Source organism: Kluyvera sp. EC_51 (genome assembly GCF_019584505.1).
Taxonomy (GTDB): domain Bacteria; phylum Pseudomonadota; class Gammaproteobacteria; order Enterobacterales; family Enterobacteriaceae; genus Kluyvera; species Kluyvera sichuanensis.
Genome location: NZ_VDAG01000083.1, coordinates 1 through 12,908 on the forward strand (window position 1 = coordinate 1; position 12,908 = coordinate 12,908).

Sequence of the window (12,908 nt, forward strand, 5' to 3'; positions counted from 1 at the left end):
GTTGCATAGGTCGGGTCTCAGTCCAGGGCATAGCGAGTCTCCTCTTCTATGCCAGTTATAACTGTTACCCATGTATCCGGTCTAAAGTGTTACCTATGTTTCCGGTTTGTACCGAAGCGCCGCCGGGATGAGTACCGAGCTGCTCCCGGCGGCGCTTCGCTTGGCCGGGCTACAACAGCAGCTTAAATCACGCCCTCCCTCCGCCTGGAGGGGGTAATTAAATGCGTAGAAATGTAAATTCTCATTTTTATTCATGACAGTTGGAGCATTTTCGGAAATTATTAGAAAGACAATTAATTCACTACCAACCAATATCCCCCGCTCTGTTCAAGGTACGTTTAGCCAAAAACTAAACGGGCGCTAAACATCAAAACGCTAATCATTGACGCCGGTAAAAACAAACACTCAAGCAACAAAAAAAGACCGTGGTGATTACAATTCCAGCATTAAAAATCGACATGAGTCACATTTGCAGAAGTAAAACCCACTTGTTAAGGTGTCCTCAGATTAATTTTATGACGAGGAATAAACCATGAAAAAGCTTAATATCCTGCTCCTTTCCGCTCTGACTGCTGTATCCGGTTCCGCGCTGGCAATGGGCGGCAGCATTGAGCAAGGTAAGAACTTCACCAACCTTAATCTGGAAATGGGCAAATCCTCTTCCGGCCTGTATGCAGAAAGCAACTGGCTGAAAAATACCGATGACGGTACGCAGACCGGCGGCGTGGGTGCAGGCTATAACGTTGAAGTTGGCCCGGTCATGCTGAACGCTGGCGCGAAAGCCATCTACCTCGGGCCGAAAAAAGGCGATAACGGCGTGGCCTTCCCTATCGGCGGCGGCGTGAACGTGGCGCTGACCGACAGCATTAACGTATTTGGTGAAGGCTATGTCGCACCAGAAGGGCTGAACAACAGCGTGAAAAACTACGTTGAAGCCAACGGCGGCGTGAGCTGGACCCCTATCAAACCGGTAACGCTGAAAGTGGGCTACCGCCACGTGAGCGTTGACGGTAAAGACGGTCGCCCAGGGCACACGCTGATTGATGGCGCCTACGTGGGCGGCGGCGTGACTTTCTAATAAAACGGAAAACGCGCGCTATACCGACAAAAAAAACCTGCCAGATGGCAGGTTTTTTTATGAGTGCCGTTATCGACGGACCACCACCAGCTTCTGGTTCACAAACTCTTTAATCCCCAGATCCGACAGCTCGCGGCCATAGCCGGAACGTTTAACGCCGCCAAACGGCAGTTCCGCCGCGGTATCAGTCAGCCAGTTGATGTATACCATCCCGGTCTCAATGCACGAGGCCATTTTCTTCGCCCGCTCAATATCCTGGCTAAATACCGCGCCCCCCAGCCCATAGTGGGAATCATTGGCGAGGGCGACCGCTTCATCATCGTTTTTAACGACGTAAATCTGCGCGACCGGGCCGAAGAACTCTTCAAAATACGCCGGGTTATCGCGAGAAATATGGGTCAGGATAGTAGGTTCGAAGAAACTGCCATCACGCTGCACCGGCTTGCCGCCGAGATGCAGCTTCGCACCGTTTTTCACCGCCTCGTTGACCTGTTTGGTCAGCGTCTCCAGCGCGTCTTTTGACGACAGCGGGCCCAGCGTGGTGCTTTCATCCAGCGGGTCGCCGATTTTTGCCTGCTTAAAGGCTTCGGTAAATTTACTCAGGAAGGCGTCGGCAATTTTCTCATGCAGCACAAAGCGTTTTGCCGCAGTACAGACCTGCCCGGCGTTGTTCAAACGGGCATTGACGCCAATTTTCACCGCTTTATCGAGGTTGGCATCATCCAGCACCACGAAGACGTCGTTACCGCCCAGTTCAAGGGTCGATTTCTTGATGTGCTTCGCCGCCTGCGCCGCGACCACGCTCCCCGCTTTTTCGGAACCGGTTAGCGCCGCGCCCTGCACCCGGTCGTCGGCGATAATATTCGCCACCTGCTCCTGCGAGATATACAGGTTCGCCCACGCCCCTTCCGGCGCGCCCGCTTCACGTACCAGCTGCGCAAAGGCCTCCGCGCAGTGCGGTACAATGCTGGCGTGCTTCGCCAGCACCGGGTTACCCGCCGCCAGGTTCGGAGCCAGCACGCGCATCAGCTGGTAATAAGGGAAATTCCATGGCTCCACGGCCATCAGCACACCGATAGGGTGATGCTCAACCCACGCCTCGCCCAGCTCAGATTTGTACTTCACCGGCGCAAGAAACTGCTTTGCATTGTCGGCATAGTAGCGAGCGATTTGCGCGCACAGTTTCACTTCGCCGCGGCTCTGGGCAATGAGTTTACCCATCTCCTGACTGGCAATTTTTGCCAGTTCCTCAGCGCGGGCATCAATCAAATCAGCCAGTTTGTGCAGCACCGGCAGACGCTGGTCGATATCCCCTTTTGCCCAGTCGGAATGGTAGAGCGCATCGGCCGCCTTCAGCGCCGCTTCAACGTCTGCATCTGTATGAGAAGGGTATGCTTTGATAAGCTGGTTAGTGGCAGGATTTACTGTCTGGTAAGCCATCATGAATCTCCTTGTTTTTACCGCTTAGGGTATTAAGGGTAGTCATTCTGGCTGGTTGCGGGCGTAAAGTTGGGTATAAACGGAGCTTTCCGAATAGACATCCCCCGCCGGATAAGACGGGGGATGGCAGATGGAAGATTACCGTTTCACCTGCAGAACCTCCTGTGATTCCTTATGCGCATCCACTTCCTGCGGCGTTAACCACAGCGATTTTCGCCCAAAGGTTTCATACATCTTCAGCTGATCGTCATAGTGTTTATCCGCCTTACCGTCCGGGGCAATAAACCCGCTTTGACCCGGCGCGACCACATCCCAGGCAAGCACCGGGCTTTTGCTGGCCGACGGTGAGAACACAATCATGTCGTTTTCCGTACCTCGGTTCTGGTACTCCGCCTGATGACGCGCTTCTTCCGCTGCCGCCTGCGGCACGCCGAAGAAGTTATTGGCCCGGAAGGTCAGCGCCATCGCCGGGGTTTTCCAGCCGTTCAGGTCATTACCGTAGCGCGTTGACAGCGTCTGCCAGGCATCGTCCAGTGCCGCCAGCACCACCTCCTGCTGCGGTTTTCCGCCAAACAGATCGACCGCCTGCGGAATCGGCGACTTCTCGCCCTGCAGCGCTTCATAGAGGATCTTCGCCCCCACGCTGATGTTCAGCGAGCCGGTTGGCCCGTCCTGCGTCGTCTCATAGCCGCTGGCGCTGTACCAATCGCCAAACGGCTTCGGCACTGCCGCCACAACCGTTCGCTTGAGCATGCTGGTCAGCCAGGCGTTGAGGATCGCCGAGCCCGGCTGCTGATAGGTTTTACCGCCTTCACTCAGCAGGTTGGTACCATCCCAACCCGCCAGTTTATCCACCAGTTGACGACGCGGGTCGCTCACCGGCAGGCTCGCCGTCGCCTCTTTCAGCGCAGGCAGGAACAGCCGCAGGTTCAGATCCTGACGACTGGTTTGGCGGATCACGTCCCAGGCCTGGTCAGCGGTAAAGCGCGGCTGCTTATCGAGAATGCGGTCAATCTCGGTCACGCGGTCCGCACCGCCCCACAGGAAGGCAAACAGATCGGACGCCGGGTACTCTTTTTGCGGCGAGTTGTTCCAGTTGGCGATATAGCCCGACTGCGGGTTATACACCTTCGGGTTCAAATCGAAGGAGAGCAGCCCTTTCCAGTCCCACTTCCCGGTGCCAGGTACCGGCAGACGCGGGTCGTGGCCCGGTTGGCGGTCGGGATACGCGCCGGTGTGCACGTAGCCGATATTGCCGTTGACGTCGGCGTAGTACCAGTTGATGGTCAGCGCCTGTTTCGCCGCCTGTTGCGTCCACTCCTGCCAGTTTTTCGCCTTCATCTGGTGGGTCCACGCCAGCAGCGATGCCACCTCTTTGCCGTCCCACGCGCGCGCTTTGGCATAGGCCGTTTCGGTCGCGGGATCGGTTTGAATCACGTTGCCGTGCAGGGTACGCCAGACGGTGAAGTTCTCCGGCTGGCCGTCTTTGACCTTAATGGTCTCTTCGCGGCTCAGCATTTTCACCCACTGGCCGTTGTGCTGGTAATAGCCGGGTTTATCCTTCGACAGTTTTTCGGCAAAGATGTCGACATCATCGCCGAAACCAGCGGTAGAACCCCATGAAATCGTGCCGTTATGACCAAACACCAGACCAGGATACGCGAACGGTGTATTTCCGGTGACGTCATAGCCCGCACCGTGCAGACCAATGCCATAGGTATAGGCCGGCGCGTACCAACCAAACTGCGGGCCGTTGACCATAATGGCCTTCGCATCCTGCGCTTTGCTTTTGCCAATCACCCACATGTTGCTGGTCGTTGGGTAGCCCGCCAGCCCGTTGGCCCCGCTCTGCGCAAACTGCGCGGCGATAGTTTCGCGGTTTTGCCCCGCCGTCAGCGCCAGCAGCGCACCGTCTGCACCTTTTGCTGGCCGGTCGAGCATCGGTGCCGGGCGATCGTAGCGCGGCAGGAGCGCTGCCGTTTGTGCGTTCTTAAGGTCGAAGGTGAGCGGGTAGTGGCTCTCCTTAGGGGAAATGGTGGTGGGTGCAGACGGGTTCACCAGCCATTTCAACTGGTCAAAGACCGCCATACCCTGCTGTTTACCGTACTTATCTTTGAGCGCCGTCAACAGCGCCAGGTTATCAATTTCGCTGGTGCTGTCAGAGAAACGGTTCGCCATGGTGCCGACAAAAACCATCGCCACATCAAAAGGCTGCCAGTGCTGTGGGGCAAAGCCGAAGGTCGAAAACTGTTTTGGCAGCAGCGTGCCGGGGTTGGCGTTAACCTTATCAATCCAGGCGTTCATGCCGTCGGCATAGCCTTGCAGGATAAACTTATCCTCCGGCGAGAGCGCCGCGATTTGCGCCCGAATCGAGTCCGGCCAGTAGTTCTGGCGAATATCCTTATCAAAGCGCACAAACGACTTGCCGAGCACTTCAGAGACCGTGCCCTGAGTACTGCGTCGCGCCATCTCCATCTGGAACAGACGATCCTGCGCCACCACGTAGCCATAGCCGTAAAACAGTCGATAGGTATCATCGGCGTAAATATGCGGCATGCCGTATTCATCGCGAACAATCTTGACCTCGGTCTGGGTGCCTGCCGCCAGCGCGGAAAGGCTCCAGGAACACATCAGGGAAGCAGCAACACAGTTCACGATCATACGATTTGTATTTTTCATTGTATCCTCTTGCAGGTGTATGATTAGCGAATTGATACTAGCTGTGGAGCAGTATTTATCTATACGTTGCGAATGATTTCAGCGTGAACTGTGAGTCTGATATCAGTTATTTGATACATTAAATTGGTTAATGTGATCCAAAGCGAATCGTTTAATTTTCACGCATTTCTGTCCGTTTTCCCCTGATGTGGTATAAAAATAAAAAACCGCCGGGACGAACGAATGACCACACCACGCGATATTCATCAGACCTTCACCCGACAGCCCGGACTGGAACGGCGCAGCACCCGGCAGAGCACGCAGGCCTATAAGCGTCACAGCCACCCGCAGCTTTCAATCGGGGCGATTGTGGAAGGCGGAACGCGCTGCGTCTGCAATGGGCAGGAGTACCTTTTATCCCCCGGTGACCTCATCGTGATCCCCGCCAACGCGCCGCACAGCTGCAACCCAATACAAGGAAAGCCGCGCAGCTACCATATGCTCTATATCGACACGCCACTGCCATTGGCCCGACAGGTTATCCGCAATGACGCGCTGTTCCGTCTGTATCTCAACGTTGTCGAGCAGATGTCCGCCGACGCGCTGACCGCCCTGTTATCTGCCCTCTCACTGAGCGCTAAAGGTGAAGAAACGCTGCGCGCCACCAGCCAACAATTACTGCAGGCGCTGCTGGCTGACCCCGTCTCTCCGCCCTCCCTTGATGAGTTCGCCGCGCGCTTCTCGCTGCGCAAAGAGACCTTAATCCGAACGTTCAAGCAGGATACGGGCCTGACCCCCGGCAGCTTTCTCAACAATTCCCGGGTGGAGTTAGCGAAAGCACACCTGCGGGCCGGGGACGAGATTGCCGACGTGGCCTACCAGACCGGCTTCGCCGACCAGAGTCATTTCCACAAAACCTTCGTCAGCTACACGGCCGCCACGCCGCGACAATACGCGTTGGGTCAGTCAATATCTGACAATAATTAACGCGTTCACCGGCATACGCTGACCTCACGTTTTTCATTGAGGTCGCTATGGAACAGGTCACATCGTTATTTCCTCCGGCATTTCCCGCACTGGCGCTGGCGCACTTTATGGCGCTGCTCAGCCCGGGGCCGGACTTCTTTTTACTGATTGGCTACGCCATCCGTTATCGGCTGCGCGGCAGCATGGGGCTGTGCTTTGGTATTGCGGCAGGGAACGGGCTGTATATTTTACTGGTGGTGATTGGCTCGGGGCTGCTGCGCCAGGCGCCGCTGCTTTTCACCCTTATCGAACTGTTGGGTGCGGGCTATCTGCTCTGGGTCGGCAGCCAGCTGCTGAAAAGTCGCGCCGGGAAGCTGGAGTGGCAGCACGCCTCACTCTCAGCACGACCGTCGCTCACGAAACAGCTGCTATTAGGCTTAGCTTCTTCGCTACTCAATCCAAAGAATGCGCTGTTTTATCTGGCGCTGATGACGGCGCTGCTGGGCCCGGACGTGACCGTGGCGCAACAGGCGATATGCGGCGTCTGGATGACCAGCGTTGTGCTGCTATGGGATCTGCTGTTGATCGTGCTGATCGCGCTGCCTCAGGTTCAGCGCCGTTTGGGCAATCTTGTCTGGAAAATTGAACGGGCCGCCGGTGGCATACTGATCGGTTTTGGCGGTTGGATCCTGTGGCAATTTGTCGCCAGTTAAAACGATGGCGGGCGACGTGTCTTAACACGCCGCCCGTATTTTAACGCAGCTCATCACGTCGCAGCCCAATATCCTTGAGCTGTTCATCGCTCATTTTCTGCAATATGCGGCGCGTTTGCTGCTGTACCCACCATTTTTTAATAAAACGCCCTACCTGCACAAAACCGATAAACGGCTGTTTCGCCCTGTTCTCGTGAAATTCCATCCTCTACCTCCTCGCCTTGTCAGAGGCTTTATCTTCACGGATTTCAGGCCTTGCAATACAGATTCAAAAAACACTTTTCTTTAACATACAGATTCGCTAAAACGGTATCTGCGTGCGGTTTTTCTCGCCTGACTGTACTGGTTTTTTCATCTGTATGGCGAAAACTGAGGATACAGCGATGACGCGTTACCAACATCTGGCCAACCTGCTGGCCGAGCGGATTGAGCAAGGGCTGTATCGTCATGGCGAGAAGCTGCCTTCCGTGCGCAGCCTGAGTCAGGAGCACGGCGTCAGCATCAGCACCGTACAGCAGGCGTATCAGACGCTGGAGCAGCGCCAGCTGATTACCCCGCAGCCGCGTTCCGGCTACTTCGTTGCCCCGCAAAAAGCCCAGCCGCCGGTACCGCCGATGTCACGCCCGGTACAGCGCCCGGTGGAGATCACCCAGTGGGATCAGGTATTGGATATGCTGGAAGCCCGCGGCGATAAATCGATTATCCCTTTCGGCGGCGGCTCGCCGGACGTCACCCAGCCCAGCCTGAAGCCGCTCTGGCGCGAGATGAGCCGGGTGGTACAGCACAACATCGTTGATGTGCTGAGCTACGACGAGTTGGCCGGTCGCCGTGAACTGCGCGAGCAGATCGCCCGCCTGATGCTTGACGGCGGTTCGGTGGTGACCGCCGACGATTTGATCATCACCAGCGGCTGCCACAGCGCACTGTCGCTGGCGCTGCTGTCGGTATGCCAGCCCGGCGACATTATTGCCGTTGAATCGCCCACCTACTACGGCACCATGCAGCTACTGCGCGGTTTGGGGTTGAAGGCCATTGAGATCCCGACCGATCCCAACACCGGGATCAGCATCGAAGCGCTGGAGATGGCGCTGGATCAGTGGCCGATCAAAGGGGTGATCCTCGTCCCCAACTGCAACAACCCGCAGGGCTTTATCATGCCCGACGCCCGCAAGCGCGCGGTGCTGAGCCTTGCCCAGCGCTACGATATCGTGATTTTTGAAGATGATATTTACGGCGAACTGGCGACCGAGTACCCGCGCCCGCGCACTATCCACTCATGGGATATCGACGGCCGGGTAATGCTGTGCAGCTCATTTACCAAAACCATCGCCCCCGGCCTGCGCATTGGCTGGATTGCACCGGGCCGCTATTACGACAAGCTGTTGCAGATGAAATACGCCGCCAGCGGCACCAACGTGCCCTCGACCCAGCTTGCCGCCTCTAACTTTATCCGCGAAGGCCACTACCACCGCCACGTGCGGCGGATGCGGCAGATCTACCAGCGCAACATGGAGATCTACACCTGCTGGCTGCGCGAGTTCTTCCCCTGCGGGATCTGCGTCACCCGCCCAACCGGCGGCTTTATGCTGTGGGTGGAGCTGCCCGAGCAGGTGGATATGGTCTGCGTCGCCCAGCAGCTATGCCGGATGAAGATCCAGGTGGCGCCGGGATCGCTGTTTTCCGCGTCGGGGAAATACCGGAACTGCTTGCGGATCAACTGCGCGCTGCCGCCGATCGACAAGCATCGGGAGGTGATGGTGCAGTTGGGGATGGCGGTGAAGGTGGCGATGGAGTGGGATGAAACCACCGCCCATCGTTGATGTCAGGAGACAGCGCTAACCGCACCTTCCCCATTCGCCGCATCCTGCGGCCGTGAAACCGTGTGACTTTTGCTGCCATCCACCCCTACCGCAATCTCCCCTTCCACCGTCACCCGACGCACCACGCGCGGCTGGGTGCCGTAGTCGTTGACCGCGTAGTGCTGGGTGCTGCGGTTGTCCCAAATCACCACATCGTCCTGCTGCCACTGCCAGCGCACGGTGTTGTCGAGGCGGGTGATGCGGTTTTGCAGCAGTTCGAACAGCTGCGCGGATTCCCGCGAGCTAAAACCCACCAGCCGTTTGACAAAATGCCCCAGCAGCAGCGCGCGTTCACCGCTGACCGGGTGGACGTGCACCACCGGGTGCTCGGCTTCCCACAGGGATGAGACGAACACTTTCTGGTGATGCGCCAGACGGTGCGTTTCGACGACCACGCGCTCGGCACCGTAGTCATAATCATTACTGTGCACCGCGTGCAGGGTGTCGACGAAGCGCTTGAGCGTCTCCGGCAACTGCTCGTAGGCACGGGCGGTGTTGGCCCACACGGTGTCGCCGCCGTATTCCGGGATGGTGACGCCGCGCAGGATGGAGATTTTCGGGAAGGCGTCAACGAAGGTGACGTCGGTGTGCCACGAGTCGGCGCGGCCGCCGCCTTTGGAGGCGTCGAGCTCAAACAGTTTGGTGCCTTCCGGGGACGGTACCGTAGGGTGGGGAACAATCTTGCCGAAGCGCGCACCGAAGGCCTGATGTTCGGCATCGGTCAGGTGACCTTGCTGGCGGAAGAACAGCACTTTGTATTTGACCAGCGCCGCGTCGAGCTGGGCGAAGGTGTCGGCATCAAGACTTGCAGAGAGGTGAATATCACGGATCTCCGCGCCGATGTTGCCCGCTACGCGGCGTACGTTCAGTAAAGGAAAATCGGTATCAGCAGTGTTCACAGCAGTCATGATTGCGCCCCTTTAAAATCGTCAGAAACCCGAATATAGAAATATTCCGCCGGGTCACAAAGTCGACTTTGTGATATTGATAGCTGCCACTTGGGATTGCATTATTCGGCATCGAGCCGCCCCGGGGTCGGCGTAAACGCCTCGCCCGGGCTACCAACTTGTAGCCCGGCCAAGCGCAGCGCCGCCGGGAATGACACAGGAGTCTTTATGAGCACGGAAATCACCCTCACCCCTGCCGAGCGCGAGAAGCTGCGCGATCAGCTAACGGATTACTGCGCTAAACAGTTCGACCTCGAGCTGGAGCAGTTCGACGCGGAGTTCTTTATCGATTTTATTATCGAGAAACTGGGGCCAGCCTTTTATAACGCCGGGATTGATGAAGCGATTCGCACCCACTTTGCGTGGAGCGAGCGTATTCAGGAAGAGATGGATCTGAAGAAAATTCTATGAGTTCACAGTACGTTATTCGTTCTTTACGCGACCATCCCGAGCAGATGGAGGCGGTTATCGCCTATTTCCAGCAACAGTGGGCATCGGAAGCGTCGATGATGGTTTACGACGACGCGCTGCGCCGCACGCCGGGGGCGAAAAACCCGCTGCCGCAGTGGTACTGGCTGCAGGATGGCGAACATATCATCGGCTGTGCGGGGTTGATTACCAACGATTTTATTAGCCGCGGCGAGCTGTATCCGTGGCTGTGTGCGCTCTATATTGAGCCGGAATACCGTCAGCAGGGGTTGGCGCGGCGGTTGATTGAGCATATCGCGCGGCACGCCCACACGCTGGGGTTTAGCCAGCTGCATCTGTGCACCGACATCGATGGGTTTTACGAGAAATCAGGGTTCATATTTAACGGGTTAGGCTACCATCCGTGGGGAGAATCTTCGCGGGTCTACAGCCGAGAGCTGGGGGTATGATCAACAAAACCCTATTTTAAATATGGGTATAATGGCGACTTATTTTATCGTCTCCCGTGTTACGGGGAAGGAAAATCATGTCGCTTATCACCGATCTACCCGCCATTTTCGATCAGTTCTCCGAAGCCCGGCAGAAAGGCTTTCTTACCGTCATGGATCTCAAAGAGCAAGGCACGCCGCTGGTCGGCACCTACTGCACCTTTATGCCGCAGGAGATCCCGATGGCGGCGGGCGCGGTCGTTGTGTCGCTCTGCTCTACGTCGGATGAAACCATCGAAGAAGCGGAGAAAGACCTCCCACGCAATCTGTGCCCGCTTATCAAAAGCAGCTACGGCTTTGGCAAAACTGACAAATGCCCCTACTTTTATTTCTCCGATCTGGTGGTCGGTGAAACCACCTGCGACGGCAAAAAGAAGATGTACGAGTACATGGCCGAATTTAAGCCAGTGCACGTCATGCAGTTGCCGAACAGCGCCGCCGACGCGGCTTCCCGCGCGCTGTGGAAGGCGGAAATCCTGCGTCTTCAGCAGGCGGTTGAAGCTCGTTTTGGCACGCAAATTTCCGAAGCATCGCTGCGCGAGGCGATCGCCCTCAAGAACCGCGAGCACCGGGCGCTGGCCAACTTCTACCGCGTCGGGCAGCTCAATCCACCGGCATTAAGCGGCAGCGACATTCTGAAAGTGGTGTATGGCGCAACCTTCCGCTTCGATAAAGAGGCGCTGATTAATGAGCTGAACGGCATGGCCGAGCGCGTGCGTCAGGAGTGGGAAAGCGGCAAGCGGCTGGACGCGCGCCCGCGCATTCTGATCACCGGCTGCCCGATCGGCGGTGCGGCGGAGAAAGTGGTCAAAGCCATTGAGGACAACGGCGGCTGGGTAGTGGGCTATGAAAACTGCACCGGCGCGAAGGCCACCGAGCACTGCGTCGACGAGGACGGCGACGTGTACGACGCGCTGACCGATAAATACCTCGCCATCGGTTGCTCGTGCATCTCGCCGAACGACCAGCGTTTAAGGTTGCTCAGCCAGATGGTCGACGAGTATCAGGCCGACGGCGTGGTGGACGTGATTTTGCAAGCCTGCCATACCTATGCCGTTGAATCGATGGCGATTAAACGCCACGTGCGCCAGCAACATAATATTCCCTATATCGCCATTGAGACCGATTACTCCACCGCCGATATCGGCCAGCTCAGCACCCGCGTAGCGGCCTTTATTGAAATGCTGTAGGAGCGCGCGTGACGTTATCAATAGGCATTGATTCAGGGTCGACCGCCACCAAAGGCATCCTGCTGGAAGACGGCGTGATTCGCCGTCGTTTCCTCACCCCTACGCCGTTTCGCCCCGCTGACGCCATCGTTGAGGCGTGGGAGACGCTGCGCGCCGGGCTCGAAGTGCGGCCATTTTTGACGCTTACCGGTTACGGCCGCCAGTTGGTTGATTTTGCCGACAAGCAGGTGACGGAAATCTCCTGTCACGGGCGCGGCGCGCGGCTGCTGCTGCCGGAAACCCGTACGGTGATTGATATCGGCGGTCAGGACAGCAAGGTGATCCAGTTGGATGAGGACGGCAACCTCACCGATTTCCTGATGAACGACAAATGCGCGGCGGGTACCGGGCGCTTTCTGGAGGTAATTTCCCGCACGTTGGGGGCCAGCGTCGAGCAGTTGGATGCGCTGACGGAAGGGGTTGAGCCGCACGCCATTACCAGTATGTGCACGGTGTTTGCCGAATCCGAAGTGATTAGCCTGCGCTCCGCGGGCGTACCGCCGGAGGCGATTCTGGCGGGGGTGGTTAACGCGATGGCGCGACGTAGCGCCAACTTTATTAGCCGACTGTCGGCGCAAGGGCCGCTGCTGTTTACCGGCGGCGTTAGCCACTGCGCGGCGTTTGGGCGGAGACTTTCAGAGCACGTGAACATGCCGGTGCACACGCATCCCGACGCGCAGTTTGCCGGGGCGATTGGCGCGGCGATGATTGGGCAACGGATGAGAAAATGACGGAGTATCTGTTTTTGTTCCACTCGACGCTGGGCGTGGTGCAAACCCGCAAAGCGCTCCAGGCCGAAGAGATATCCTTCCGGGTGGCGGATATTCCGCGCCAGCTTCGCGGCGGCTGCGGGCTGTGTATTTATCTGCATTGCGAGGAAGACAGCGAGTTACGCTGGGTGATGCCCGGCGCAACGGAGAGTATTTATCGCTGCGGCGAAGGGTTTGTGTTGTTGCATACGTTCCCAGGGTAGTTTGGTGTTTTGCCGGGTGGCGGCTACGCCTTACCCGGCCTACAGGACTTTTTAAGGGTGGGGGTTAATTCACGGTAGCTGACAGAATTTAGGCATCCAACCAGCCCCCTCACCCTAGCCCTCTCCCC

At 57.3% G+C, this 12,908-nt stretch carries 13 protein-coding genes; 9 read left to right on the top strand and 4 right to left on the bottom strand.

Annotation, left to right across the window (positions count from 1 at the left end):
* Positions 1-532: 532 nt before the first annotated feature.
* Complete coding sequence (locus FHC49_RS14850) at positions 533-1,078, top strand: YfaZ family outer membrane protein (protein ID WP_185668209.1); 546 nt, start codon at positions 533-535, stop codon at positions 1,076-1,078.
* A gap of 69 nt (positions 1,079-1,147) precedes the next feature.
* On the opposite strand, the gene FHC49_RS14855 is transcribed toward FHC49_RS14850, so the two are convergent.
* Both FHC49_RS14855 and FHC49_RS14860 read right to left on the bottom strand, forming a co-directional pair.
* A complete protein-coding gene (locus FHC49_RS14855; protein WP_220440191.1) occupies positions 1,148-2,518 on the bottom strand; it encodes an NAD-dependent succinate-semialdehyde dehydrogenase in 1,371 nt (456 codons plus the stop codon).
* A gap of 138 nt (positions 2,519-2,656) precedes the next feature.
* The gene (locus FHC49_RS14860) at positions 2,657-5,197 is read right to left on the bottom strand and encodes a penicillin G acylase (RefSeq protein WP_220440192.1); all 2,541 of its coding nucleotides are present in this window, start codon (positions 5,195-5,197) and stop codon (positions 2,657-2,659) included.
* 222 nt (positions 5,198-5,419) lie between these two features.
* Between FHC49_RS14860 and FHC49_RS14865 the strand changes: the two genes are divergently transcribed.
* Together FHC49_RS14865 and FHC49_RS14870 are read left to right on the top strand one after the other, a co-directional pair.
* Positions 5,420-6,163 carry an AraC family transcriptional regulator gene (locus FHC49_RS14865; RefSeq protein ID WP_220440193.1) on the top strand — a complete coding sequence of 248 codons (744 nt, stop codon included), beginning with the start codon at positions 5,420-5,422 and terminating at the stop codon, positions 6,161-6,163.
* Positions 6,164-6,210: 47 nt separating this feature from the next.
* Positions 6,211-6,855: a LysE family translocator gene (locus tag FHC49_RS14870; RefSeq protein WP_220440194.1), complete on the top strand. Its 645-nt coding sequence runs from the start codon at positions 6,211-6,213 to the stop codon at positions 6,853-6,855.
* A gap of 40 nt (positions 6,856-6,895) precedes the next feature.
* Here the strand turns inward: FHC49_RS14870 and FHC49_RS14875 are convergent, their stop codons facing one another.
* On the bottom strand, positions 6,896-7,060 hold the full coding sequence (locus tag FHC49_RS14875) for a DUF1127 domain-containing protein (protein WP_220440195.1): 165 nt from the start codon (positions 7,058-7,060) through the stop codon (positions 6,896-6,898).
* Between the two features lie 178 nt (positions 7,061-7,238).
* Between FHC49_RS14875 and FHC49_RS14880 the strand changes: the two genes are divergently transcribed.
* Positions 7,239-8,675 carry a PLP-dependent aminotransferase family protein gene (locus FHC49_RS14880; protein ID WP_185668204.1) on the top strand — a complete coding sequence of 479 codons (1,437 nt, stop codon included), beginning with the start codon at positions 7,239-7,241 and terminating at the stop codon, positions 8,673-8,675.
* A 2-nt stretch (positions 8,676-8,677) separates the two neighbouring features.
* Here FHC49_RS14880 and FHC49_RS14885 read toward each other — a convergent pair whose 3' ends face one another.
* Positions 8,678-9,622 carry a TauD/TfdA family dioxygenase gene (locus FHC49_RS14885; protein ID WP_220440196.1) on the bottom strand — a complete coding sequence of 315 codons (945 nt, stop codon included), beginning with the start codon at positions 9,620-9,622 and terminating at the stop codon, positions 8,678-8,680.
* Positions 9,623-9,829: 207 nt separating this feature from the next.
* Between FHC49_RS14885 and FHC49_RS14890 the strand changes: the two genes are divergently transcribed.
* From FHC49_RS14890 to FHC49_RS14910, 5 genes are all read left to right on the top strand, one after another.
* Positions 9,830-10,072 (top strand): DUF2164 domain-containing protein, encoded by a 243-nt coding sequence (locus FHC49_RS14890; protein ID WP_220440197.1) that lies wholly within the window; start codon positions 9,830-9,832, stop codon positions 10,070-10,072.
* Positions 10,069-10,539, top strand: coding sequence for a GNAT family N-acetyltransferase (locus FHC49_RS14895; protein ID WP_185668201.1), 471 nt, complete (start codon positions 10,069-10,071; stop codon positions 10,537-10,539). Before FHC49_RS14890 ends, FHC49_RS14895 begins: the two co-directional genes overlap by 4 nt.
* Positions 10,540-10,616: 77 nt before the next feature.
* Entirely contained in the window at positions 10,617-11,768 is a 1,152-nt protein-coding gene (locus FHC49_RS14900) for a double-cubane-cluster-containing anaerobic reductase (protein ID WP_220440198.1), read from the top strand.
* 8 nt (positions 11,769-11,776) lie between these two features.
* A complete protein-coding gene (gene yjiL / locus FHC49_RS14905) occupies positions 11,777-12,538 on the top strand; it encodes a putative 2-hydroxyacyl-CoA dehydratase activator YjiL (RefSeq protein ID WP_185668199.1) in 762 nt (253 codons plus the stop codon).
* Positions 12,535-12,780 (top strand): DUF3343 domain-containing protein, encoded by a 246-nt coding sequence (locus FHC49_RS14910; RefSeq protein WP_220440199.1) that lies wholly within the window; start codon positions 12,535-12,537, stop codon positions 12,778-12,780. Before yjiL ends, FHC49_RS14910 begins: the two co-directional genes overlap by 4 nt.
* Positions 12,781-12,908 lie beyond the last annotated feature (128 nt).

Excerpts from the sequence above, each read along its gene's own strand:
- FHC49_RS14885 (WP_220440196.1), bottom strand. The coding sequence starts at position 9,622 with ATGACTGCTGTGAACACTGCTGATACCGATTTTCCTTTACTGAACGTA.
- FHC49_RS14860 (WP_220440192.1), bottom strand. The coding sequence starts at position 5,197 with ATGAAAAATACAAATCGTATGATCGTGAACTGTGTTGCTGCTTCCCTG.
- FHC49_RS14855 (WP_220440191.1), bottom strand. The coding sequence starts at position 2,518 with ATGGCTTACCAGACAGTAAATCCTGCCACTAACCAGCTTATCAAAGCA.
- FHC49_RS14880 (WP_185668204.1), top strand. The coding sequence starts at position 7,239 with ATGACGCGTTACCAACATCTGGCCAACCTGCTGGCCGAGCGGATTGAG.
- FHC49_RS14870 (WP_220440194.1), top strand. The coding sequence starts at position 6,211 with ATGGAACAGGTCACATCGTTATTTCCTCCGGCATTTCCCGCACTGGCG.
- FHC49_RS14910 (WP_220440199.1), top strand. The coding sequence starts at position 12,535 with ATGACGGAGTATCTGTTTTTGTTCCACTCGACGCTGGGCGTGGTGCAA.
- FHC49_RS14875 (WP_220440195.1), bottom strand. The coding sequence starts at position 7,060 with ATGGAATTTCACGAGAACAGGGCGAAACAGCCGTTTATCGGTTTTGTG.
- FHC49_RS14900 (WP_220440198.1), top strand. The coding sequence starts at position 10,617 with ATGTCGCTTATCACCGATCTACCCGCCATTTTCGATCAGTTCTCCGAA.
- FHC49_RS14865 (WP_220440193.1), top strand. The coding sequence starts at position 5,420 with ATGACCACACCACGCGATATTCATCAGACCTTCACCCGACAGCCCGGA.
- FHC49_RS14850 (WP_185668209.1), top strand. The coding sequence starts at position 533 with ATGAAAAAGCTTAATATCCTGCTCCTTTCCGCTCTGACTGCTGTATCC.
- FHC49_RS14890 (WP_220440197.1), top strand. The coding sequence starts at position 9,830 with ATGAGCACGGAAATCACCCTCACCCCTGCCGAGCGCGAGAAGCTGCGC.
- FHC49_RS14895 (WP_185668201.1), top strand. The coding sequence starts at position 10,069 with ATGAGTTCACAGTACGTTATTCGTTCTTTACGCGACCATCCCGAGCAG.